The organism is Lentzea aerocolonigenes (genome assembly GCF_000974445.1).
Lineage (GTDB): Bacteria > Actinomycetota > Actinomycetes > Mycobacteriales > Pseudonocardiaceae > Lentzea > Lentzea aerocolonigenes.
Window position 1 is genome coordinate 142,020 of the sequence record NZ_BBOJ01000015.1, and the last position, 23,733, is coordinate 165,752.

The following is a 23,733-nucleotide window of genomic DNA, read 5'->3' on the forward strand; positions in this document are numbered from 1 at the left end:
GATCGGAATCGACGCGATCGCCGCGGGCGGTGACCGCATCCACCGCACGCCCCAGCAGCACTCCCGATGACAACTAACCCAAGAACTACACGGTGAGGACTTCGTGTCGGAGCGCAGGATCCGGATGCTCGAGGCTGCCGTTCGCGTGATCGCCCAGGACGGTGTGCGCGGGCTGCGCGTCGAGAAACTCGCGGCCGAGGCCGGGGTGTCGACGGCGTTGATCTACTACCACTTCAAGGACCGCGCCGGGATTCTGCGGGCCGCGCTGGAGCACGCGAACCACCGCGCGCAGACCTGCGCCGGCACGACGTCGGACGACCCTCGCACGCGGCTGGAGCAGATGCTGCTGGGCGAGCTGCAGGACACCGGCGTCGTGCGGGAGACCAGCGTGGTGTGGGGTGAGCTGCGGGCGAGCGCGGCGTTCCACGAGGAGCTGCGCCCGACGTTGCTCGCGACCACCAACGCGTGGAACGCCGACGTCGCGGCCCTTGTCCGGCAAGCGAATCCCGGTCTCGACGCGCTCGCGGCCGCCGAACGCCTCACCGCGCTCGTCGAGGGCTTGAGCGAACGCTGGCACAGCGGGTCGCTGACGCCCGAGCGCGCGCGGGAGCTGCTGGCCGGCGCGATCGGCCGTGAGCTCGGTTAGACCGACAGGCGCTGCTGGGCGACCGCGCGGGCGAAGCCCTCGACGTTGTCGATCATGATGTTGTGGCCGGTGTGCGGGACGGAGACGAGCTGGACGCCGGCCGAGGCGAGCTCGCGGCCGCCGGTGGGCGGTGCGTCCTCGGGGTGCAGCAGGACGCGCGGGATCTCCAGTTCCAGCAACAGCTTCCGCATGGTCGGCGAGGTGCCGCGGACGAGGTCGACGGCGCTGCGGTACAGGGCTTCGTGGCCGGCCATGCGCATGGTGGCGGCCCAGTGCGGGCCGACGTCGCGCAGCACGCGCTCGAAACCGTGGCTGAGGAAGTCCGCTTCGCCGTAGGCGGCGATGCCCCGGCTGCCCGGAGCGCCGAGCGCGGGCGTGGTGGGGTCGATGTCGGGGTCGACGAGGACGAGCGAGCGCACCATCTCGGGGTGGCGCGCGGCGAGCACGATGGCGACGGCGCCGCCCATGCTGTGGCCGATGATCTCGCTGCGCCGCAGGCCGATCTTGGCCAGCGCGACGGCGAGGGCGTCGGCGTGGCCCTCCAGCGAGTAGGCGAAACCGCTGGGCCGGTCGCTGATGCCGAACCCGAGCAGGTCCATCATGAGGCTGCGGCGGCCGGTGAGCAGCGGGTGCGCGACGGCTTCCGCGTAGTAGGGCGCCGAGGAGGCGCCGAGGCCGTGCAGGTAGACGCGGGCGGGCGAGGCGCCCGGTACTTCGACCCAGCGGATCCGGACCCCAGGTCTGATCTCGACGGCGCGCATTTCTCTCCCCGCGTGACTCGGTGTCCGGACCCTACCCCGCGTGCCCGTGAAGTGAGAGCGGTTTCGAGACCGGATTCTCACTAGTCGACGAGCCGTGCCGAGACGACTGCGAAGAACAGTGTCGCGGCGGTGAACACGAAGGTGTGGCTGAATCCTATGGTGGCGTGCAGCGGGCGTGAACGCGCTCCCTCGCACAGCTGCAGCTGCCAGTACGCGGCGGCCAGTCCGAAGATCAGCCACGGTAGGGCGATCAGCGCGGCGGTGGGTCCGCCGAGCAGGCCGCTGACCGCGAACGGTGTTGCGGCAGTGAGAAGTCCGGTCGCCGCGGCGATCATCCACGGCCGTCCGGCGGGTTCGCCGGTGAGACGTCCGGCGGCGGTGGCGACCGCGGCGGCCAGGAGCGCGGCCGTGATCAGGAGGCCGAACAGCCACGGGCGATCGTCTTCGCCGGTTGCGGTGACGGGGATCAGGGTCGCCGCGATGAGCACGACGACGGCGACGGGCGTCAGTGGCAGCACCCAGGCGTGGTGGAGGCGCACAGTCTGATGGTCTCGCACCACACACACGACTGTCGCCGGGTTCCCCCGATTTCGATCCTAGGAGAGTGGCCTGACATCCAGGGCGAGCGTGTCCAGCGCCGCCCGGACGGTCGCGGCCCGCAGCTCGTCGACGGGTGCGTCGGGGAACTGCATCGTGACGTCCTGGATGCCGCCGAAGGCCAGCACCGCGCGGGTTTCCTGTTCGAGGGTGGGCGCCGGGCCGTACACGAGCCGGGTGAGGCGGGCGCGCCAGGACAGCACGACGTCGATGACGCCCAGCTCGGCGAGCGTGGTCATCGAGGTGAGGATGAGGAGCACGTCGCCGCGGTGGCGGTGGTGGAAGTCGAAGAAGCCCTCGATGATCTCGACGGCCGGCGGCAGGACGTCCCGTGCCTCCATGCGCCCGATGAACGCCTCGCTGTCGTCGAGCAACGGTGTGACGATGCTGCGGACGAGGTCCTCGCGTGAGGAGAAGTGGTAGTAGAGCGCGGGTTTGGTGATGCCGAGGCGGTCGGCGATCTCCTGCAGGCTCGTCTGCTGCACGCCCTTGGTTGCGAACAGCTCGCGCGCGGTCTGCAGGATCCGCTGCTTGGTGTCGGACTGTCGGGCCACGCGCCGAATCTTACTTAACAGTCGGTAAGGGCGGGTGTAGGCTCGCCACCAGGTCACTTACCGACCGTTAAGTAAGGGGGATTTCAGGTGCGGATTCTGGTCTCGGGAGCCAGCATCGCGGGCCCGGTGCTCGCCTACTGGCTGACCCGGCACGGGCACGAGGTGACGGTGGTGGAGCGCTCCCCGGTGCTGCGCAAGACCGGCGGGCACGCGGTGGACCTGTTCAAACCGGCGATGGACATCTCGGAGAAGATGGGCGTGCTGCCGCGCATCGAGTCGCTGGCCACCGGCACGCAGCGGCTGTCGTTCCTGCGCGAGGGGACGAGCAAGCCGATCACCGGTGACGTCACGAAGATCTTCGCGGCCGCGTCGGACCGGCACGTCGAGGTCATGCGCGACGACCTGAGCGAGATCTACTACGACGCCGGGCGCGCCGACGTCGAGTACGTGTTCGGCGACTCGATCACCTCGATCGGACAGGACGGCGACGTGACGTTCGAGGTCGGTGCGCCGCGGCGGTTCGACCTGGTCATCGGCGCGGACGGGTTGCACTCGAACGTGCGGCGGCTGGTGTTCGGGGAGGTCGAGAAGACGTTCGTGGGCGCGTATCTGGCGGTGTTGTCGGTGCCGCGGGAGCTGGGTGTGCCGGGAGCGATGAGCGGGCACATCGGGCCCGGCCGCAGTGCGCAGGTGTACGGGGCGCGGCACATCGACGACGCGCGGGCGGTGTTCCTGTTCCGCTCGCCCGAACTCGAGTACCACCACCGGGACGTGCCGCGGCAGAAGCAGCTGCTGCGCGAGGCGTTCGCCGGGCTGCACCCGCAGGTCGACGAGTGGATGACCTACCTCGACAGCGACCGGGTGTTCTACTTCGACTCGATCACGCAGCTGCGGGAGGACACCTGGTCACGCGGGCGGGTGGCGCTGGTCGGCGACGCGGCCTACTGCCCCGGCCCGGCGATCGGCGGGAGCACGAGCCTCGCGGTGCTGGGCGCCTACGTGCTGGCCGGTGAGCTGGCGGCGGGCGGGGACCACGAGGCGGCGTTCGCGCGCTACGAGAACGAGATGCGGGAGCTGGTGCACGCCAGCAGAGCGTTCGCGCTGGGGGTGGCGAAGACGCTGATCCCCACGACCCGTCTGGGCGTGACGGCGCTGACGCGGGGCATGCAGCTGATGACGTCGTTGCCGTCGTGGCTGGTGCGGCCGCTGGCGAAGCTGAACTCGAAAGGCATCCGGCTGCACGACTCGATGGACGTCAAGGACTACGAGCGTCAGGGCGCCGGCGTACCGGCGCCCTGACGGCTCAGCCGATCAGAACTGCAGGCTCCACTTGTCGAGGAACCCGGTGTCCTGGGCGGCGTTGTCGTTGACCCGCAGCTGCCAGGTGCCGTTGGCGACCTCGCTGGAGGCGTTGACGGTGTAGGTGGTGTTGATGTTGTCCGTGCCGCCGCCGGAGCGGTTGTGCACGGTGTAGACGGTGCCGTCCGGGGCGACCAGGTCGACCTTCAGGTCACCCTGGTAGGTGTGCTTGATGTCCACGGCGACCTTGAGGGTCGACGGGGCGTTGCCCGCCACCCCGGACACCGCGATCGGGGAGTTGATGGTGCTGTTGTCCGCGATCTGGAAGTCCGTGGTGTTCTCGAAGTACTTGCCCGGCGGCGGGGTGACACCGCAGTACTGCCCCTCCTTGCCGATCGCCTCGTACGGGCAGTCGGCGCGTTCGAGCAGCTGCAGCACGGCCTCCTTGTTGCGGGAGGTCTGTGCGGGGATCACCTCGTCGGGCGGGTAGAAGCCGCCGCCACCGGAGCTGCCGGGGTACATCTCGAAGGTGTAGGCGAAGATGCCCTGCGTGCCCCACAGCCAGTCAGGGATCGACCCGTCGGTGATGTAGAGGTCGCTGGACTGCTCGGGCGTGTAGTTGTTGGTGGCGGCCATGTCCTGGCCGATCTTGGCGAACGTGTCGCGCTGGTCCTGGGTCAGGCCCGGTGCGACGTCGTCGTAGGTCCAGCCCCACGGCCACAGGATGAGCTCGCTGTAGGTGTGGAAGTCGATGGACGCGGTGATCTGCTGCTTGCCACCGACGTTGCGGCCGCGCACGAAGTCGGACACGACCTTGACCTCGGGCGCGGACGCCGCGCTCGGGCCGCGGTAGGTCTCACTGCCGGTGCTGCCAGAGGAACCGCCGCAGCAGCCCCACTTGTAGTCCCAGTTGCGGTTGAGGTCGGTGCCGACGTTGCTGGAACCGGCGTTGGGCTGCCGGTTCTTGCGCCACGACCGGTAGGTGCCGGTCGCGATGTCGTACTCGCCGCCGTCGGGGTTGACGTCCGGGACGATCCAGATCTCGCGGGTGTTCACGAGGTCCGTGAGACGCGCTTCGGAGCCGTACTTGGTGGTGAACTCCTTGACCAGGTACAGCGCCATCTCGACGGTGAGGTGCTCGCGGGCGTGCTGGTGGTGCGTGAACAGCACCTCCGGCTCGTCCTCGTCGACGCCGACGTTGTCGCTGATCTTGAGCGCGATGATGTCGCGGTTCTCGTACGACTTGCCGATGACCTGCTTGCTCAGGATGTTCGGGTAGGCCGCGACCGCCGCGTTGATCTCGGCGGTCATCTCCGCGTAGTTGTGGTAGTTCGAGTCCGCGGCGGGGAAGTCGAACGGCCCGACCTCCGCGTTGGCCTCCATCCGCTTGGGCAGCTCGGCGACGTCGAAGCCCTGAGCCTTGAGGTTGCGGACCTCGCGCTCGGTCGCGGTGATCACGACGATGCCGTGCTCCTCGACCGAGTCGATGGCGGCACCGGACTTGGCCAGCTTCGAACGCTGTTCAGCGGAACGCACGTTGCTGACCTGGTAGTTCGTCGACGTCTCCTGAGCGCTGGGAGCAGCGCCGGTGGGCACGCCTCCCATCGCGAACACGACGCTCGCGGCGACGGTGACCCCGATCAGGGGTCTGAGATGAGTCTTTCGCATGCAGGGCAACCCTTTCGGACCACGGCAGGGACATGGCTGTGCTCTGTGTAGTCCGTGTTAAGGCTCACTGTCATCCCGCCATACGTATGGGGTTACCTGGTGGGATGACGCGTTACGACGCCGCCGAGGCCGCCTCGTACCGGGTGGCCCGGGAGATCTCGCTGACCGGGCTGCGGGCGTGGCGGGAGGTCCTTCAGCCGTACCTGCTGCCGGGCAGGACGGTGCTGGACCTGGGGGCGGGCACGGGGTTGTTCGTGCGGGCGTTCCGGGAGTGGTTCCCGGACGTGCCGGTGGTGGCGGTGGAGCCGTCGGCGGACATGCGCGCGGCGTCGGGGCTGCCGATGCTGGACGGTTCGGCGTACGAGATCCCGCTGCCGGACGCGTCGGTGGACGTGGTGTGGATGTCGACGGTGGTGCACCACGTGCGCGACCTGCCCGCCGCGGGCGCGGAGCTGCGGCGGGTGCTGCGTCCGGGCGGAGTGGTGGTGTTGCGGTCGTTGTTCCGCGAACGGCACTCGGGCATCGGCTTGTTCCGCTTCTTCCCGGAGGCGGTGCGCGCGTTGTCCGGGTTCCCCACCGTTGCCGAGGTGGCGTCCGGCACGGGGTTCGCGGTGTCGCGGCTGGAGGCGGTACCTCAGGTCAGCGCGTCGTCGTTGGCGGACAAGGCTGCCACGCTGCGGCAGGAGGCCGACACGCTGCTGAGGTCGCTGTCGGCTTCGGAGTTCGCGGCGGGCCGTGCGCGGTTGCTCGAGGCCGCCGCGGTGGAGACCGGTCCGGTCGTCGATCATCTGGATCTGCTGGTGCTGGAGAAAATCGCGGTCGGCGCGGGCCGCTCTCTGCAAGGCTGACCGGCATGGCCTCAGACCCGAAAGCCGACCTGCACCGTTATCTCAAAGCCGCCAGGGAGACCGTGCTCTGGAAGATCGACGGTTTGTCGGAGTACGACGCGCGGCGGCCGCTGACCCCGACGGGCACGAACCTGTTGGGGCTGATCAAGCACCTGGCGAGCTGCGAGCAGGGCTACTTCGGTGCGTGCATGGGCCGCCCGTTCCCCGAGACGCTGCCGTGGCTGGAGGACGAGGACAACAACCCGAACGCGGACATGTACGCCACCGCGGACGAGACGCGTGAGGACGTCCTGTCGCTCTACGCCAGGGTGGCGTCGTTCTCCGACGCCGTGATCTCCGAGCTGCCGCTGGATGCGCCGGGTGTGGTGCCGTGGTGGCCGGAGGAGCGCAAGTACGTGACGCTGCACGTGCTGCTGGTGCACCTGATCGCGGAGACGAACCGGCACGCCGGCCACGCGGACATCCTGCGTGAGGGCCTGGACGGGGAGGCGGGGCTGCGGGCCGGGAACTCGAACCTGCCGGAGCTGGACTGGGCCGCGTACCGGGACAGGGTGGAGAAGGCCGCGCGGGAGGCGGCGGACCGCGCGAAGGCGGGGAATCGGTAGGCAGCGGCTCGCACGAACGTCTTGGCGACCTCCCCGAACACCAGCCGCCGCACGTTCGAGTGCACCCCGTCCGCGCCGATGAGGACGCAGCGGAGACGCGGGACACGGGATCGGCCACAGATCGGAGGCCGTGCGGCGTTCAGGAGCTGGGAATCGTGGCTGACAGGGGCGGCGGCGGCATCGATACTGCGGATCATGGGTAAGGAATACGAGCGCATCGAGCCGCGGCTGTGGGAGTTCATCGAGAGCCAGAAGGTGTTCTTCGTGGCCAGCGCTCCGCTGTCCGGGGACGGGCACATCAACCTCTCGCCCAAGGGGCGGCAGGGCACGCTGCGGATTCTCGACGACCGGACGGTGGCCTACCTCGACTTCGGCGGCAGCCACGCCGAGACGATCGCGCATCTGCGGGAGAACGGGCGCATCACGTTGATGTGGTGCGCGTTCGAGGGGCCGCCGACCATCCTGCGGGTCCACGGCAGTGGTGAGCCCGTGTTCCGCGACGATCCGCGGTTCGCGGAGCTGGTGGCGGGGTTCGGTGAGGCGGACGGGCCCGCGCTGCGGGCGGTGATCGTCGTGACCGCGGAGCTGATCAGCGACTCGTGCGGGTTCGCGGTGCCGTTCATGGACTACCGCACCGAGCGGGAGTTGCACGCGGACTACTTCGGGCGCAAGACCGACGAGGAGTTCCGCGAGTACACGAACAAGAAGCCGTACAACATCGCGAGCATCGACGGTCTGCCCGCGGTTCCGCTGCCGTTGCCGCCCCGCTGAAAAGATCTTGGCCGGTCGATGTCGAGAACGTCGTGCCGGCTTCGTCCCCCAGACGTGACGACGATGCGGCAGAACGAGATCACCGGGGTGCTGACCCGGCGTGGAGCGAGGAGCTGCGGGCGAACCCGGCGGTCGCGCTCACAATCGACGCCGAGTCGCACCCGCCGATCCTGCTGATCCGCGGCTGCGCCGAGCTGGACATGGTCGACGGCATCCCGGAGGAGTTCCTGCGGTTGACCTCTCTCCCAGCTGAAGCAGGGAGATTCTTCCCTCGCGGGTCGAGTTTTCTGCTTCACAGCCCGTTGCCGCCAGGGGTTACCCAGCACAGGGGCGGTGTACCGCCCACGGTCTTACACGAGCTCCACAGACCTGACATCCCGCCAGCCCGGCGGTAGACCCCGCCGACGTGCTTGTCGCCGACCGGGCGCGACGACTGTACAAGCCGCTCCGCCAACCGCTCAACCGGGGGGATGTCGGCGCAGCAGCGGGTGGAGTGGGAGCGCGAGGTCCGCTCGCTCTACGACGGCATGGTCCGGATCGTGGTGACGCCGACGTGGGCGAAGCTGATCGACTTCGAGACCACGCTGCCCAGTGCCGTGGAGGAGCTGGCGGCGCAGCGGTCAGCTCGACAGGAAGCGGTCCAGGACGCGCACGCCGAACTCCAGGCCCGCGACGGGGACGCGTTCGTCGACGCCGTGGGCCATCGCGCGGTAGTCGAACCCCGCGGGCAGCTGCAGCGGTGAGAAGCCGTAGCAGTGGATGCCGAGCTGGCTGAACGCCTTGGCGTCGGTGCCGCCTCCCAGGCAGTACGGCACGACGGTGGCGGTGGGGTCCTCGTCGCGCAGCGCCTCGGCCATCGCGGTGAACCAGGGCGTGTCGATCGGGGCTTCGACGGCCGGTTGGTGTTCGAGGAACTCGCGGGTCACGCCGTCCTCGAGCAGCGCGTCGACGGTGGCGATGAGCTCGTCCACGGCGCCGGGCAGCGTGCGGACGTCGAGTTGGGCGGTGGCGGTGCCGGGGATGACGTTGACCTTGTAGCCGGCCTGCAGCATCGTCGGCGTGGTCGAGCAGCGCACGGTGTTCTCGACGAGTTTCGCGGCGGGTCCGAGCCGGGCGATGGTGCCGTCGACGTCGTCGAGGTCGACCTCCACGCCGAGGGCTTTGCCGGCGCCCACGAGGAACGCCTCGACGGTCGGGGTGAGCTGGACCGGGTGCTGGTGCGCGGCGATGCGGGCCAGTGAGGTGACCAGCGCGGTGACGGCGTTCTGCGGGTTGCGCCGTGAGCCGTGGCCGGCGCGGCCGGTGGCGGTGAGCTTGAGGTGCGAGGTGCCGCGCTCGGCGGTGCCGACCGGGTAGAGCCGCACCCCGTCGACGTCGTAGGAGAACCCGCCGGACTCGCTGATCGCGGCCTCGACGCCGGCGAAGTGCGCGGCGTGGTGGTCGACGAGCCAGTGCGCGCCGTACACGCCCTGGTCCTCCTCGTCGGCGACGAACGCGAGCACGACGTCGCGGCGCGGCCGGCGGCCTTCGGTGTGCCAGCGGTTGAGGACGGCCAGCGTCATCGCGGCCATGTCCTTCATGTCCACGGCGCCGCGGCCGTGCACGAACCCGTCGCGGATCTCGCCGGCGAACGGGTCGAAGCTCCACTCGGCCGCGTCGGCGGGCACGACGTCGAGGTGGGACTGGACCAGCACGGCGGGCAGCGTCGGGTCGGTGCCGTGCACGCGGGCCAGGACGTTGGTTCTGCGTGGGGCGGGTTCGAGCAGCGTGGGCGGGACGCCGTTGTCGTGCAGGATCGCCGCCACGTGCTCGGCGGCCTCCCGTTCGCCCGCGCTGTCACCACCACCGCGGTTGGTGGTGTCGAAACGGATGAGCTGCGCGCACAGCTGCGCCACGTCCAGCGTCATGAGGCCACCGTATCCGGCCGTGTCGGGTGGAATCGTCACAGCCCGTTCCGCTTCGGCCGTGGCGCTGGGCGACGGCCTCGCCCGGGAAGGCCGCGGGCGGCGGTGTGCCTGGCTCAGGAATCCGGGGTGGGCTCGCCGGGCAACCTCAGCCGTAGATGCCCTCGATCGCTCCCGCGGCGACGTGGGTGACGACCTTGAACGCCTTCATCGTCTCGGTCATCGACGCCGCGTCGAACCCGACCCGGCGCACGTCGACCTGCTCCACGGTCGGCACGACCGCGGCGGCCTCGGCCAGGTGCGTGGCGTCGAACTCGACCTCGATGCGATGTGGCGCCACGGCACCGGGGACGCGTCCGGCCCGAGTCATCGCGGCGGTGGACGCTTCTGTGATGTGTGAAAAAGCCACGGTCGGTGGCAGGCACACGGCCGCATACCGTGACACGCACTCCTTCACCGCGACCGTGCCGGCCGACGGCGCGTAGGACTCGGCGTCGGAGCAGGTGAGGTCGTCACCGGTCACCAGCAGCACGGGTACGCCGTGCTCGGCGGCCAGTGCGGCGTTGAGGCGTCCTTCGGAGGCGTGCACTCCGTCGAGCCACACGCCGGTGATGGAGTTCTCGAGGTAGGTGTGGGCGAGCACGCCGGGTGCGCCGGCGCCGGTGTGGTAGCCGAGGAAGACGACACCGTCCACATCGGACTCGATGCCCTGCATCATCGACAGCGGCTTGTGCCTGCCGGTGAGCAGGCGGGCCGAGGTGTGGAGGTCTTCGAGCAGGAGGTTGCGTTGCGAGGAGTGGGCCTCGTTGACGATCACAGAGGTCGCGCCGCCTGCAACCAAACCTTCCACGCAGGCGTTGACGTCTCCTGTGAAGAGGCGCCGAAACCGTTGCCATTGCTCAGTACCGGGGACGACGTCTCCGGTCCAGGTGACGCCGGTGGCGCCTTCCATGTCTGCCGAGATCAGGATCCGCACATCTCGGTAAGTTAGCGGTGGGCTGCTGGGGAAGAGGGGTATTTCGTGCGGGTGAAGTTGTGCGCGCTGCTGGCGACAGCAGCGACACTGGGGCTGGCGACACCTCCTGCGACGGCCGAGGGACCGGACATCCTCAAGGTCGCGATCGTGCAGCAGATCGACTCGATGAACCCGTTCCTCGCGGTGTTCCAGTCGAGTACCGAGATCGGCCGGTTGATGTACGACTACCTGACCGCCTACGCCGCGGACGACCAGCGGGTCACCGAGGGCCTCGCGAACAGGTGGGAGCCCTCGGCCGACAAGCTCACGTGGACGTTCACCGTTCCCAAGGGCAAGGCCTGGTCCGACGGGGAGCCGATCACGGCGCAGGACGTCGCGTTCACGTACAACCTGATGCTGACCAACGAGGTCGCCCGGACCGCGAACGGCAGCTTCGTCACCAACTTCTCGTCCGTCACCGCGACCGACAACCAGACCGTGGTGATCAAGACGAAGGCGCCGCAGGTGACGATGCTGGCGCTGGACATCCCGATCGTGCCCAAGCACGTGTGGGAGAAGGTCGGCGACATCAAGGACTACGCCAACGACCAGATGCCGGTCGTGGGTTCCGGCCCGTTCGTGCTGACCGAGCACGTGCCGGGGCAGTTCATCAAGCTCAGGGTCAACAACACCTACTGGCGCGGCGCGGCGAAGATCGACGAGCTGCACTTCGTGTACTTCCAGAACTCCGACGCCGCGGTCCAGGCGCTGGGCAAGGGTGAGGTCCACCTGGTCAACCGGATGACGCCCGCGCAGTTCGACTCGCTGCGGGACAAGGCGGACGTGGCGCGCAACAAGGCGCAGGGCCGCCGGTTCACCGAGCTGCTGATCAACCCCGGTGCGCAGACCAACGCCGGCGAACCGATCGGTGACGGCAACCCGGCGCTGAAAGACGTGCGGGTGCGGCGGGCGATCGCGCAGGCCATCGACCTGGATGCCCTGCTGCAGCGGGTCAGCCTCGGCTACGCGGAGAAGGGCGCCGGGCTGGTGCCGCCGGTGTTCGGCAAGTGGCACTGGCAGCCGAGCCCCTCCGAGGAGCGCAAGTTCGACCCGGCGGCCGCGAACGCCGCCCTCGACGCCGCCGGTTTCCCCCGCAAGGCAGACGGCACGCGGTTCTCGCTGCGGCTGACCGGCCGGGCGGGGCGTGCCTACGACGAGCAGGCCTCGGAGTTCCTCAAGCGCCAGCTCGGTGACATCGGCATCCCGCTGGACGTGCGGCTGGTGTCGGACAACCAGCTCAACGAGGTGACCACGGCGGCGACCTACGACCTGGCGTTCTCGGGCTGGGCGACCAACATCGACCCGGACTTCGTCCTGGGGCTGCACACGTGCGCGCAGCGGCCGGGCGCGGACGGCAAGGGCGGCACCACCGACGCCTACTTCTGCGACAAGACCTACGACGAGCTCTACGCGCGTCAGCTCTCGGAGTTCGACGAGGGCAAGCGGGTCGAGATCGTGAAGCAGATGCAGGCGCGGTTCTACGACCAGGTGCCCTCGGTGGTGCTCGCGTACGACAACGCGCTGGAGGCCTACCGTTCCGACCGCTTCGCCAGATTCACGACCCAGCCCGCGCAGGGCGGCGTGATCATGGCGCAGAACGGCATGTGGGGCTACTACGGCGCCGAGCCGGTGGTACGGGCGACGTCGGCCACGTCGTGGGTCGGGTGGGGCGTTCTCCTCGTGGGGTTCATGGCCGTGGTGCTCACGGTGATGGTGCGCACGAACAGGCGTCAGGCGACGGCCGAGGAGCGCGAGTAGGTGCGCCTCGCCGGTCGGCTGGGTGGGGCCGCGCTGAGTCTGGTGATGGTGGCGGTGCTGGGTTTCTTCCTGTTCCGGGTGGTGCCCGGCGACCCCGTCGTCTCGATGACGCGCGGCCGGCCGACGACGGCGGCGATGCAGGCCGAGCTGCGGGCGCAGTTCGGCCTGGACCGTCCGCTGCACGAGCAGTTCTTCAGTTACGTGTCCTCGTTGCTGCACGGTGACCTGGGGACGTCGTTCACGTTCCGCCGCCCGGTCGCGGAGGTGATCGGCGAACGCCTCGGGCCGACGGTGCTGCTGGTCGGCACGGCGACGCTGATCGCGGTCGGGCTGGGCCTGTGGCTGGGGGTGCGGGCGGCGTGGCGGCGCGACTCGGCGTTCGACCGGGCCACGACGGGGGTGTCGCTGACGTTGTGGGCGGTGCCGACGTTCTGGCTCGGCATGCTGCTGATGATGGTGACGGGTGATCTGTTCCCGTCGCGGGGCATGCGGGACACCGACACGGCACCGGACTTCGTCTCGCAGGCCCTCGACGTCGCCCATCACCTGGTGCTGCCGTCGATCACGCTGGTCGCGGTGGTGTGCGCGGAGTACGTGCTGATCATGCGGTCGTCGCTGCTGGAGGAGATGCACGCGCCGTACCTGGTGACGGCGCGGGCGAAGGGCCTGCGCGACGACCTGGTGCGCCGCCGGCACGCCGTGCCGAACGCGGTGCTGCCGGCGATCACGCTGGTGTTCCTGCGGTTCGGGCTCGTGGTGGCCGGTGCGATCACGACCGAGACGGTGTTCTCGTGGCCGGGGCTGGGCTTGTTGTTCTACGACGCGCTGACCGGCCCGGACTACTTCCTCCTGCAGGGGCTCCTGCTGGTGACGGCGGGCGCGGTCGTGGTGATGAACCTGCTGGCCGACCTGCTGCACGGGGTCCTGGACCCGCGGGTGAAGGCCGTATGAACGGGTTCAACGCAGACGGGTTCAACGCAGACGGGTTCAACGCAGCGAGGTTGCTGGAGCACAAGGCGGGTGTGGCGGGTGCGGCGATCCTCGCGGTGGCCGCGCTCGTCGCCGTGGTCGCGCCGCTGCTGATCCCCGCGGACGCGCTCGACGTCACGCGGGTGACCGACCCGCCGTGGCAGGCACCGGGCGCGGGGCACTGGCTGGGCACCGACCACACCGGACGCTCGATCGCGCTGCTGATGGTGCAGGGCGCGGGAACGTCGTTGTTCGTCGGTCTGACGGCGGCGGTGCTCGCGGTCGCGATCGGCGCGCTCGTGGGGGTCGTCAGCGGCCACTTCGGCGGCCTGCTGGCGGGGGCGTTGTTGCGGGTCACGGACTTCTTCCTGGTGCTGCCCGCGCTGGTGCTGGCGATCGCGCTGTCGACGGTGCTCCCACGCGGCCTGAGCACGATCGTGCTCGCGATCGGCCTGACGAGCTGGCCGTCGACGGCACGGGTGGTGCGGGCGCAGACGCTCACGATCGAGGCGCGCCCGTTCGTGGAACGCGCACGAGCCCTGGGTGGCGGCCACGGGCACGTCATCGCCCGGCACGTGATGCCGTCGGTGGTGCCGCTGGTGCTGGTCAACGCGACGCTCGCGGTGGCGTCGGCGATCGTGGCGGAGTCGACGCTCGCGTTCCTGGGCCTGGGGGATCCGACGCGGATCTCGTGGGGCGCGCTGCTGCACCAGGCCCAGCTGCACGGCGCGGTGCCGCAGCGGGCGTGGTGGTTCCTGTTGCCGCCGGGGGCGGCGATCGTGGTGGTCGTGCTGGCGTTCACGCTCGTCGGCCGCGCCCTCGAAGCCGTCGTGACGCCGAAGAGGTAGCCCCGGGAATGAAGAACACGGGTCTGGAACTGAGGAACCTCACGGTCCACTACGGACACAAACGCGTCGTCAACGACGTGAGCCTCGCGCTCGCACCGGGACAGACCCTGGGCCTGGCGGGAGAGTCCGGGTCGGGCAAGTCGACGGTGGCGATGTCGGTGCTGCGCCTGCTGCCCAAGTCGGCACGGGTGGACGGCGAGATCCTGCTCGACGGCGACGACGTGCGGGCGATGTCGTGGGGCAGGCTGCGGGCGGTGCGGTGGGCGTCGGCGTCGATCGTGTTCCAGGGCGCGATGCACTCGCTCAACCCGGTCAGACGCGTCGGTGACCAGATCGCCGAGCCGATGCGCCTGCACAACACCCCGGGCAGCGTGACCGAGCTGCTGAGCCAGGTGGAGCTGCCCGAGGACAAGGCCCGCGCCTACCCGCACGAGCTCTCCGGCGGGCAGAGGCAACGGGTGATGATCGCGATGGCGCTGGCGTGCGGGCCGCGCCTGGTGATCGCCGACGAGCCGACGACGGCGCTGGACGTCGTGGTGCAGGCCCAGGTGCTGGGTCTGGTGAAACGCCTGGTGGCCGAGCAGGACCTCGGGTTGCTGATGATCAGCCACGACCTGTCGGTGCTCGCCGAGACGTGCGACGACCTCGCGGTGATGCACCGCGGCGAGCTGGTGGAGCGCGGCGGCACGCGGGAAGTGATCGCGAACCCGCGGCACCCACACACCGCGGCGCTGGCGGCGGCGTTCCCCGTGATCGGCGACCCGAACCACCGGCTCGCCGGCCCCGGCGAAAGTACGCGGGGAGCTTTCGTACTTCAGGAGCGCACGGAAGGGCCCCGCGTGCCGTCGGCGGCGGAGCCGCTGCTGCAGGTGCGGGACCTGCGGGTGGACTACGGTCGGACGCGCGCGGTCGACGGGGTGGACCTGACGATCGGGCACGGTGAGATCGTGGCGTTGGTCGGGCAGTCCGGATCCGGAAAAACGACACTAGCCCGTACCATAATGGGGCTGCGAAATCCGTCCTCCGGTCGGGTGATCTTCGACGGTCGTGAGGTGCCCCGCAAAGGCAGGGCGCTCAAAGCCTTCCGCCGGCAGGTCCAGCTCGTCCTGCAGGACCCGGCGAGCGCCCTGAACCCGCGGCACAAGGTGATCGACGCCGTCGCCGAGGGACTGCGCGTGCACGGCCTTCCCGGGGATGAGGAATCCCTGGTCACCGCCGCTGTCGAACGTGCGGAGCTGCGCCCGGCGAGCGAGTACCTGCAGTCGCTGCCGCACGAGCTGTCCGGGGGTCAGCAGCAGCGGGTGGTGATCGCCGGAGCACTGGTCCTGCAACCCCGTCTGCTGGTCGCCGACGAACCCGTCGCCTCCCTCGACGCCTCGGTGCGCGGGGAGATCGTGGCGCTGCTGCTCCGGTTGCGCCGCGAACTGGGCCTTGCTTCATTGATCATCACGCACGACCTAGGGCTGGCGTGGCAGATCGCCGACCGGGTCGCGGTGATGCACCAGGGGAAGATCGTGGAACAAGGCTCAGTGGAACAAGTGCTGCTCGACCCGACTCACGACTACACGCGCGCCCTGGTGCGCGCGGTGCCGCAGGTCTGACGTGATCCCGATCGAACACGCCCGCTACCGGGCCTCGCTGACGCCTGCCGAGATCGGGCGGGGCGGGGCCGACGGCTGGGTGGAGGTCGACGACGTGCCGACGCTGGCCTGGCTGGCGTGGAACGACCTGGGACGCCCACCAGGAGTCCTGGGCGAACTCGCCGAGGCCACCGACCCGCAGCACGTGCTCGCGCTGTGCCGGATCCTGGCCTCCACCTCCCGCGCCGACACCGCCGCGGTGTGGCGGTACTTAGCCGCGGACTGGGAACGCACGGGGGAGCGGTCCGACGGCAGGCAGCGTTTCCTGCTGGACCGGGCGATGCGGGGTGAGGGCATGGACTGGCGCAGCTACTCCGCGCTGATGGGCACCGACCGCCCCGAGGAGGTCGACGCGGCGTTCGACCGCGGCGAGGACATGGTCGGCGTGTCGGTGATCGGCCTCGCGATGTCCTACCCGGACCCGCTGGTCGTGCTGCACCGCGTCGCACGGGCACTCGACCACAACCGCATCGAGGTCCGCCGGCAGGGCGCGACAGCGCTCGCGCACGTGGCCCGCCTGCACGGCGTGGTGTCGCGCGAGTGCCTGGAGGTGCTGCGGCGCCACCCGGACGAGGTGGCCGAGGACGATCTGTGGACGTTCATCGCCCACCACAAACTGCCGGCGTGGCTGTGGTGGCGGCGGATCACGGCACGGCTGGGGCGGCGAGTCCGGCGCGGACGGCGGCCTCGGTTACGGGCGTTGCGCTCAGCCCGGCCTCTTCCCGCCGAGACGGGCCGGCGCGGCGTGGCGGTTCGCCTCGAACCTCAGGGCGCGGGGACGCGGTCCTCCACGCGCGCTCGCATCCGGCTCGCGGTGAACAGCAGCGGAGTGGCCACACCGTGCCGGGCGCTCAGATCGGCCAGCAGAGCAGCGAACCAGCCGATGGCGTCCAGTGACCATTCGGCGAGCGTTCCGCGGAAGGTGATCGCGTGCTGGGGCGGGCCGTTCCAGAAGCTGTCGTCGAACGGCGGCACGATGCCCGTGCGGTCTGTCGTGTGGGCCTCGTAGGCGAACACCGCCTGGTCGATCACGGCCAGCCGGTCGGCGATCGCCAGGACGGCCGGGGACTGCCCGCCGTCCAGGGTGATCCGGACGGGCGTTCGCAGCGCCGGGTCGACGTCGTCGAACCAGGCCGCGGTCAGCAGCGACGGAGACCGGCTCGCTTCGGGCCGTGACGTCGTGTCCAGACACTGGACGGGCAGCAGCACCTGCACCGCGTCCAGTGCCACGTCACCGACGCGGGCAAGCGCGTCACCCGCGCAACTCAGGAACGGCTGCAGCGGCAGCGGCCGATCGCCCGGCACTGGTTCGGCTTCGACCTGGAACCACGCGGCGAGAGACGCCTCGGCGAGAGGGTGCTGCCGGCCCGCGTCGTTCATCTGCCACAGTCCTGCCGGACCCGTGTCGTGCAGCCAGCCCATCGCGGTCGACCTCTCGTGGAACACCCGGTAGAGGTCACGGTCCGGGTCCGGTGCGGGCCACGCGTGGGGGACCAGGTCGCCGTAGAGGGCCGCGAACAGGGTGCCCGCGAATCCGCGGGCACCCTCGACCAGGCCAGGCCCGATTTCCGCATTGTTGCTCGTCACTTCACCACTCGCCTGGTCCCGATCGGGTCAACTCACTGGTCGGGCCCATTCACCCGGCACGCCACGTCCGCCTGACGGTACCGCACCTCTCCGCTGTCAACCTCCCAATTGACGTCGACATCCACGTGATTGCGCCAGGACGTCATTTCCGTCGTGTCGCAATCACGTCGCGCGGGCACGCGGCTGACGCTACCCCCTCCTGGTTTGAGATTGCCGTTCTCGCCACACGCTTTCCGGCGCCAGGTGCCGTCGGTGTAGTACTCGTAGAGACACGTCTGGACGGTGGCGGTGTCGCCGGTGCAGTTTCCCTTGTTCCACCAGCCGTGGCCCGACACCGCGACGCCGGTGCTCGATCGGTGAGGGTTGTCGACCCCCGTCTCCGGTGTGCACCCGATCAGGGCGTTGCCCGTCTCGTCCGTGTACACACCGCCGGTCGCGCCGGCTGGTGCGAGACCAGGAACGGCGTGCTCGTACGACACGACCGGTGTCGCCGCTGCCCACATCGGTGTCGCGGTCAGCACGAACGCGGCCGCGGCAAAACCGGCGAAAACAACCTTGCTTTTTCTCATCAGATGAGACCCCCATTTCGGCAACGACAAAGGGGGCATTGCTGCTCACGTGGCACAGTTCGAATTCTTACCAGTCGACCAGCGACCGCCCCCGGAACCCGACATTAGCGAAATCGAGAGCCTTTCGAGAATGCATGATCGCGGTTCCTCCGAAAAGAGCAGCGGTCGACGCGGTCCTGATGCGTTGAGTGCACGGGCCTCGGAGTGAAGATGGTTTGGTCACCTGGTCGGAGCAGGTGACGATCCTTCCGGTTACTGCGCGGAGCGAATACGCCCTCTGTGGAGGACCACGACAGAGTTGTGTCACCCCCTCGGTGTACTCGGCGCAGGTTCGGACCTCGGCCGACCGTCCGGACAAGGACGACCTGGGGACGTTCATCGCACACCACTAACTGCCGGCGTGGCTGTGGCGGCGGATCAGGGCACGGACAGGGCGGCGAGTTCGGCGCGGACGGCGGCCTCGGTCACGGCGTTGCGCTGCCCCGCGGCCCGCCTCAGCGCCTCGTCGAAGTGCTGCCGTGCCTGGCCGAGGTCACCGGAGGCCTTCGCGACACGGCCGCGTTCGACCGCGATGTGGCAGCGCGTCTCGTCCGGCCCGTACCAGCCTCCCGGGCACAGCTCCCACGCCCGCTCGCACTCCCGCCACGCGGCGCGCAGGTCACCGTCCAGCCGGGCCAGCACGGACAGCCCGAGGTGGCAGTTCGCCTCCACCAGCGGCGCACCCGCTCGCCGGGCGGCTCGCAGCGCTTCGGCGTAGTCGGCCCGCGCCCCGTCGGAATCGCCCTGGTGCAGCCGGGCCCTGGCACGGTTGACGATCACTTCGGCGGTGTCCTCGGTCGCGCCGAGCTCCTCGAGCAGCCTGCACGCGCGGTCGATGTGCACCAGTGCGGTGTCCACGTCGCCCGCGGCCAGCGCGAGTTCGGCGAGCTGGTTCACCGCGAGCGCCACGCCCCAGCGGTCACCGACCCGTCCGAACGCTTCCGCGCCCTCGCGCAGCAGCTGTGCGGCTTGACCGGGATCACCCTGCTGCCACGCCATCAGCCCGTCGCCGACCAACGACAGCGCCTTGCTCCACGGATCGGACCCGACGAGCCGGTGACGACGCAGCCAGGTCTGCGACTGGGTTTCCGGCGCCCCCAGCGCCATGCCCCACATCATCGTCAGGATCGGATACCGCGGCGGTCCTGCCAGCTCGCCCAGCAACGCGTCGGCCTGCCGCTGCCGCGCCGACTGGTCACCGGCCGCCACCGGCCACGCGATCAGCAGGCACAGCGCGTACTCCTGCTCCCGCCCCGCCGGAGGGGTCTCGCCGCACGCGCGCAGCACCGCCTCGGCCTGCCGGGCGGCCTCGGTGCGCAGGCCGCGGCACCAGTAGTACGTCGCGAGCGCCGCGACCAGTTCCAGTGCGAGCTCCACGTCGTGACCGGTGGCCCACGCCACCGCGGCGGTGAGGTTGTCGTGGTCGGCACCGAGCTCGCGCAACCACGAAAGTTGCTCGTGCGCGCGCAGGTGCGGTTCGGCCTGCACGGCTCGCGCCAGGAACCAGCGCGCGTGCCGCTCGCGCAGGTCCGGTGCGTGGGCGGCGCAGAACGCGCGGACGGTGTCGAGCATCCGGTAGCGGTCACCGGCGATCTCGACGAGCGACTTGTCCACCAGCGACGCCAGGGTGTCGCCAACGGAATCAAACACCGTGGAATCAGACACGGTGGACTCGAACACGGTGGAGCCCGTGACACCGGCGACCGCGGCCAGGCTCGCCCCGCCGGAGAACACGGTGAACCGGGCGGCGAGGTCACGTTCGGCTCCGGTGAGCAGGTCCCAGCTCCACTCCACCACGGCGTGCAGCGTGCGGTGCCGGGGCGCGGCGGTGCGGCTGCCCTTGGACAGCAACCCGAACCGACCATCGATTCTCACTGTGAGCCGGGCCGCGATCTCACCGATCGGCAACGACCGCACCCGTGCGGCGGCCAGCTCGATCGCGAGCGCGATCCCGTCCAGCCGCCGGCAGACCTCGGCGACGACGTCCGGTGGCGCGGTGAACCCGGGCCGGACCGCCTGCGCGCGGTCCAGGAACAGCCTGGTGGCGGCCTCGTCGTCCAGCGCGGTGACGGGACTGAGAGTCTCGCCGGTGAGGCCGAGCGGTTCCCGGCTCGTCGCGAGCACCCGCACGTCCGGGCAGGCTGCCAGGATCCCGCCGAGCACACGAGCGGCCTCGTCGATCACGTGCTCGCAGTTGTCGACGACGAGCAGCGCGGCGCGGGTGGCCAGCGCGGCGCGCAACCGGTCCTCGACGCTCACCGGTCCCGCCGTCAGCAGCCCGGCCTCGCGGACCCCGACGCCGTCGAGCAGTGCGCGGGCGACGTCGGTGGTGGCGCTGAGATCGACGAACGCCACCTCACCCGACTGCAGGTGCGCGACCTCGACCGCGAGCCGCGTCTTGCCGGTGCCACCAGGTCCGATCAACGTGACGAGGCGGTTGTCCCGCAGCCACTTGCCGACCCTGCGCAGATCCTCGTCCCGTCCCACGAAACTGGTCAGCTGCGCGGGCACGCCCCGGTGCGGTGCCGCGGCCCGCAGCACCTCCTGGTGGGCGGCGGCGAGCACGGGGGAGGGGTCGACTCCCAGCTCGTCCGCGAGCAGCTCACGGCCCCGCGCGAAGACCTCCAGCGCCTGCGCCTGGCGGCCGTCGCGGTGCAGGGCCAGCATCAGCCCCGCCCGCACGTCCTCCCGAAGTGGATCTTGCTCGAGCAGGTCGTGGAGGTCTTTTTCGGTCCCGCCGGAAAGTGCGCATTTGATGAGCACTTCACGCAGCCGGGACCGAGCGCCCGCCACGAAAGGGGCGTCGACGTCGGCCAGAGCCGTACCACGCCACAACCCGAACGCCTCCGCGCCACGTCCGGCGTCCAGCAGCTCCACGCACAGCAGCGAGTCCACTTCGGACGGAGAAGCGACCAGGCGGTACCCGGCGGGGTGGTGCTCGACCACCAGCCCGGGCACGGCCTTGCGCAGCCGCGACACCTGCGACTGCACCGCGTTCACCGCACCCGCCGGCGGTTCGGGGTAGAGCCCGTCGACCAGCCGCTCGTGACCGACGATCCGGCCCGCCTCCAGCGCCAGCATCGCGAGCAACGCCCGCTGCCGGGGCGCGGCGAGAACGACCCGCGCCCCCGACTCGTCCCGCACCTCGACCGGCCCCAGCACCCCCACCCACACAGCGCGTGATTGTTCCGCAACGCACGACCTCAGGAGGCCAGTTCGTGCCCGGTCGTCGCGTCCACGTGCGCCGGGACCTCGTCGTGACGATCGCCGACCGTCACCGTGCCCGACGGCTCGAACATCAGGATCGACGCACCACCCGGCGCGGACGGCTTGTGGAACGTCCCGCGCGGCACGGTGAACACCGCACCCCGCGCGAGCACCACCGTCCGTTCCCCGGCGGCCTCGCGCAGCGCGATGTGCAGCTCGCCGTCGAGCACCAGGAAGAACTCGTCGGTGTGGTCGTGCACGTGCCACACGTGCTCACCGGAGACCTTCGCGACACGCACGTCGTAGTCGTTCACCCGCGTGACGATCCGCGGACTCCACAACGCGTCGAACGAGGCCAGCGCCTGACTCAGGGCAAGGGGTTCACTGTTCACCCGCCCAGCCTCGCCGCTACCGCACCACGACCGTGAGTGCTAGGAATCGCACATGCCGCAAGAATCCTCTCACCGCGTCGTCGTGATCGTCGACGAGAACTCGAACCCCTTCGAGCTCGGCTGCGCCACCGAGGTCTTCGGCCTGCACCGCCCCGAGATCGGCCGCGACCTCTACGACTTCCGCCTCTGCGCCCCCGAACCCCACACCCTCATGCGCGACGGCTTCTTCACCCTCACCGGCGTCGCACCCCTCGACGCGGCCGAGAACGCCGACACCCTCATCGTCCCCAACCGCCCCAACGTCGACGCACGACGCCGCCCCGCTGTCCTCGACACCATCCGCCGCGCCCACACCCGCGGCGCCCGCCTCATCGGCTTCTGCAGCGGCGCCTTCACCCTCGCCGAAGCCGGCGTCCTCGACGGCCGCCGCGCCACCGCCCACTGGCAGTGGGCCGACGACTTCCGCACCCGATTCCCCGCCGTCCACCTCGAAACCGACGTCCTCTTCGTCGACGACGGCGACATCCTCACCTCCGCCGGCAGCGCCGCCGCCCTCGACCTCGGCCTGCACGTCGTCCGCCGCGACCACGGCGCCGAAATCGCCAACTCCGTGTCCAGACGACTCGTCTTCGCCGCCCACCGCGACGGCGGCCAACGCCAGTTCGTCGAACGCCCCGTCCCCGACCTGCCCGACGCCTCCCTCGCACCCGTCATCGCCTGGGCCCAGCAACGCCTCGACACACCCCTCACCGTCGCCGGACTGGCGGCACGGGCCGCGGTCAGCCCCGCGACCCTGCACCGCCGCTTCCAAACTCAGCTCGGCACCACACCACTCGCGTGGCTCACCGCCGAACGCATCACCCTCGCCCGCAGACTCATCGAACTGGGGGAGACCCGCCTCGACGTCGTCGCCCGCCGCACCGGCCTCGGCACCACCGCCAACCTCCGCGCGCTGATGCGCCGCGAAACCGGCCTCACCCCCTCGGCGTACCGGCGCAGGTTCGGACCTCAGCCGACTCCAGCCCCCGCAGAATGAGCCGCTCCACCACCCGCGTCTTCGCGTCCGCGTAGTCCTGACCCCGCTCCCACGTCCGCGTCGCCAGGTCCCGCTTCACCGCCTCGTACTCCGCCCGCGCCGCCTCGTCACCGCGCAGCAGGTCCCGGAACACCAGCATCCGCTCCACGTCCTCACACGCGGGGGAGTACACGTGCAGGTTCACCTCCGGACCGTGGTCCTTCAGCAACCGGTGCGCGTACCAGCCCGGCTCCCGCAACCGCAGGTAATAACCCGCCGCCACCAACGCCGGCACATACGCGTCCTCGTCACCGGAATCCGGCACCACCAGCACGATGTCGATCAACGGTTTCGCCGCCAGCCCCGGCACCGACGTCGACCCCACGTGCTCCAGCCGCAACACCCGATCCCCGAGCGCACCCCGGATCCGCGCCTCCTGCTTCGCATACCACGCAGCCCACTCCGGGTTGTGCTCCTCCAACGTGATCCGCACGTTCCCCACCTGCGACGGCGTCACGTACTCCACATCGCTCGGCAACCGCGACCCCACGTACGCCCGCGCCAGGATCTCCAGCACCACCGCGCTCTTCGCCCGCGCGTAGTCCTGCACCCGCTCCCACTCCCGCGCCGCCAGCTCCCGCTTCGTCCGCGCGTACAACTCACGGTCACCGTCGTTGGCCCGCAACCAGTCCCGGAACAACAGATGCCGCCGCACCTGCGCACACCCACGACCGAACACGTGCAGGTTCACGTTCGTGTCCGGACCCTTGAAGATCCGGTGCAGATGCCAGTCCGTCTCCCGCACCTGCACCCAGTACCCAGCCGACTCCAACGCAGGCACGTACGCCGCCTCGTCGTCCGGATCCTCCACCACCAACAACAGATCGATCACCGGCTTCGCACACAACCCCGGCACCGACGTCGACCCGATGTGCTCCAGCTCGGCACCCGGCAACACACCCAGAACCCTCGAACGCTCCCGCTCGTACAAACCCGGCCAGGCAACGTCGTAATCGGACAGCTCGACATTCACGGCAAACC

General features: G+C 70.1%; 21 protein-coding genes and 1 pseudogene. 11 read left to right on the forward strand and 11 right to left on the reverse strand.

Translation table 11 applies throughout. From position 1 onward, the window contains the following. Nucleotides 1-103 precede the first annotated feature (103 nt). Nucleotides 104-646 (forward strand): TetR/AcrR family transcriptional regulator, encoded by a 543-nt coding sequence (locus AOM45_RS28450; RefSeq protein WP_030466047.1) that lies wholly within the window; start codon nt 104-106, stop codon nt 644-646. Here the strand turns inward: AOM45_RS28450 and AOM45_RS28455 are convergent. The 3 genes from AOM45_RS28455 to AOM45_RS28465 form a co-directional block, all read right to left on the reverse strand. Next, the gene (locus AOM45_RS28455) at nt 643-1,407 is read right to left on the reverse strand and encodes an alpha/beta fold hydrolase (protein ID WP_030466048.1); all 765 of its coding nucleotides are present in this window, start codon (nt 1,405-1,407) and stop codon (nt 643-645) included. The genes AOM45_RS28450 and AOM45_RS28455 overlap by 4 nt on opposite strands. 80 nt (nt 1,408-1,487) lie before the next feature. Then, the gene (locus AOM45_RS28460) at nt 1,488-1,946 is read right to left on the reverse strand and encodes a hypothetical protein (protein WP_030466049.1); all 459 of its coding nucleotides are present in this window, start codon (nt 1,944-1,946) and stop codon (nt 1,488-1,490) included. A gap of 57 nt (nt 1,947-2,003) precedes the next feature. After that, the gene (locus AOM45_RS28465) at nt 2,004-2,558 is read right to left on the reverse strand and encodes a TetR/AcrR family transcriptional regulator (RefSeq protein WP_030466050.1); all 555 of its coding nucleotides are present in this window, start codon (nt 2,556-2,558) and stop codon (nt 2,004-2,006) included. A gap of 87 nt (nt 2,559-2,645) precedes the next feature. On the opposite strand from AOM45_RS28465, the gene AOM45_RS28470 reads away from it, so the two are divergent. Further along, nucleotides 2,646-3,857, forward strand: coding sequence for an FAD-dependent monooxygenase (locus AOM45_RS28470; RefSeq protein ID WP_030466051.1), 1,212 nt, complete (start codon nt 2,646-2,648; stop codon nt 3,855-3,857). 12 nt (nt 3,858-3,869) lie between these two features. Here the strand turns inward: AOM45_RS28470 and AOM45_RS28475 are convergent, their stop codons facing one another. Further along, nucleotides 3,870-5,525, reverse strand: coding sequence for a M14 family metallopeptidase (locus AOM45_RS28475; protein ID WP_030466052.1), 1,656 nt, complete (start codon nt 5,523-5,525; stop codon nt 3,870-3,872). Nucleotides 5,526-5,629: 104 nt separating this feature from the next. Between AOM45_RS28475 and AOM45_RS28480 the strand changes: the two genes are divergently transcribed. The 4 genes and pseudogenes from AOM45_RS28480 to AOM45_RS53065 form a co-directional block, all read left to right on the forward strand. After that, nucleotides 5,630-6,373: a class I SAM-dependent methyltransferase gene (locus tag AOM45_RS28480; protein ID WP_051782897.1), complete on the forward strand. Its 744-nt coding sequence runs from the start codon at nt 5,630-5,632 to the stop codon at nt 6,371-6,373. 5 nt (nt 6,374-6,378) lie between these two features. Next, the gene (locus tag AOM45_RS28485) at nt 6,379-6,978 is read left to right on the forward strand and encodes a DinB family protein (protein WP_030466054.1); all 600 of its coding nucleotides are present in this window, start codon (nt 6,379-6,381) and stop codon (nt 6,976-6,978) included. A 195-nt stretch (nt 6,979-7,173) separates the two neighbouring features. Further along, nucleotides 7,174-7,749, forward strand: coding sequence for a pyridoxamine 5'-phosphate oxidase family protein (locus tag AOM45_RS28490; protein WP_030466055.1), 576 nt, complete (start codon nt 7,174-7,176; stop codon nt 7,747-7,749). Nucleotides 7,750-8,219: 470 nt separating this feature from the next. Further along, nucleotides 8,220-8,378, forward strand: a pseudogene (locus tag AOM45_RS53065) (pyridoxamine 5'-phosphate oxidase family protein); the annotation flags it as partial. Here the strand turns inward: AOM45_RS53065 and AOM45_RS28495 are convergent. Together AOM45_RS28495 and AOM45_RS28500 are read right to left on the reverse strand one after the other, a co-directional pair. Further along, the gene (locus AOM45_RS28495; RefSeq protein WP_030466057.1) at nt 8,370-9,656 is read right to left on the reverse strand and encodes a M20/M25/M40 family metallo-hydrolase; all 1,287 of its coding nucleotides are present in this window, start codon (nt 9,654-9,656) and stop codon (nt 8,370-8,372) included. The pseudogene AOM45_RS53065 and the gene AOM45_RS28495 sit on opposite strands and share 9 nt — an antisense overlap. Before the next feature lie 145 nt (nt 9,657-9,801). Next, entirely contained in the window at nt 9,802-10,629 is an 828-nt protein-coding gene (locus AOM45_RS28500) for a M55 family metallopeptidase (RefSeq protein ID WP_030466058.1), read from the reverse strand. Nucleotides 10,630-10,674: 45 nt separating this feature from the next. Here AOM45_RS28500 and AOM45_RS28505 point away from each other — a divergent pair, with 45 nt between their 5' ends. Genes AOM45_RS28505 through AOM45_RS28520 form a run of 4 tightly spaced genes read left to right on the forward strand, consistent with a single transcriptional unit; the run spans nt 10,675 to nt 15,844 of the window. Beyond that, nucleotides 10,675-12,426 (forward strand): ABC transporter substrate-binding protein, encoded by a 1,752-nt coding sequence (locus tag AOM45_RS28505; RefSeq protein ID WP_236703859.1) that lies wholly within the window; start codon nt 10,675-10,677, stop codon nt 12,424-12,426. A gap of 45 nt (nt 12,427-12,471) precedes the next feature. Continuing rightward, nucleotides 12,472-13,377, forward strand: coding sequence for an ABC transporter permease (locus AOM45_RS28510; RefSeq protein ID WP_051782918.1), 906 nt, complete (start codon nt 12,472-12,474; stop codon nt 13,375-13,377). Next, a complete protein-coding gene (locus AOM45_RS28515) occupies nt 13,374-14,243 on the forward strand; it encodes an ABC transporter permease (protein ID WP_030466061.1) in 870 nt (289 codons plus the stop codon). The genes AOM45_RS28510 and AOM45_RS28515 overlap by 4 nt, the downstream gene beginning before the upstream one ends. Nucleotides 14,244-14,251: 8 nt before the next feature. Beyond that, nucleotides 14,252-15,844 carry an ATP-binding cassette domain-containing protein gene (locus AOM45_RS28520; protein WP_030466062.1) on the forward strand — a complete coding sequence of 531 codons (1,593 nt, stop codon included), beginning with the start codon at nt 14,252-14,254 and terminating at the stop codon, nt 15,842-15,844. 804 nt (nt 15,845-16,648) lie between these two features. Here the strand turns inward: AOM45_RS28520 and AOM45_RS28525 are convergent. The 4 genes from AOM45_RS28525 to AOM45_RS28540 form a co-directional block, all read right to left on the reverse strand. Next, nucleotides 16,649-17,470, reverse strand: coding sequence for a hypothetical protein (locus tag AOM45_RS28525; protein ID WP_030466064.1), 822 nt, complete (start codon nt 17,468-17,470; stop codon nt 16,649-16,651). Between the two features lie 32 nt (nt 17,471-17,502). Then, a complete protein-coding gene (locus AOM45_RS52475; RefSeq protein ID WP_201780081.1) occupies nt 17,503-18,069 on the reverse strand; it encodes a hypothetical protein in 567 nt (188 codons plus the stop codon). A 387-nt stretch (nt 18,070-18,456) separates the two neighbouring features. After that, entirely contained in the window at nt 18,457-21,252 is a 2,796-nt protein-coding gene (locus AOM45_RS28535) for an AfsR/SARP family transcriptional regulator (RefSeq protein ID WP_059362738.1), read from the reverse strand. 29 nt (nt 21,253-21,281) lie between these two features. Beyond that, nucleotides 21,282-21,677 (reverse strand): cupin domain-containing protein, encoded by a 396-nt coding sequence (locus AOM45_RS28540; RefSeq protein ID WP_030466067.1) that lies wholly within the window; start codon nt 21,675-21,677, stop codon nt 21,282-21,284. Nucleotides 21,678-21,729: 52 nt separating this feature from the next. Here AOM45_RS28540 and AOM45_RS28545 point away from each other — a divergent pair, with 52 nt between their 5' ends. Continuing rightward, nucleotides 21,730-22,713 (forward strand): helix-turn-helix domain-containing protein, encoded by a 984-nt coding sequence (locus AOM45_RS28545; RefSeq protein ID WP_030466068.1) that lies wholly within the window; start codon nt 21,730-21,732, stop codon nt 22,711-22,713. On the opposite strand, the gene AOM45_RS53070 is transcribed toward AOM45_RS28545, so the two are convergent. Further along, nucleotides 22,652-23,725, reverse strand: a complete 1,074-nt coding sequence (locus AOM45_RS53070) for a GrpB family protein (protein ID WP_236703860.1) — start codon at nt 23,723-23,725, stop codon at nt 22,652-22,654. The two genes, AOM45_RS28545 and AOM45_RS53070, sit on opposite strands and share 62 nt — an antisense overlap. Nucleotides 23,726-23,733: the final 8 nt, after the last annotated feature.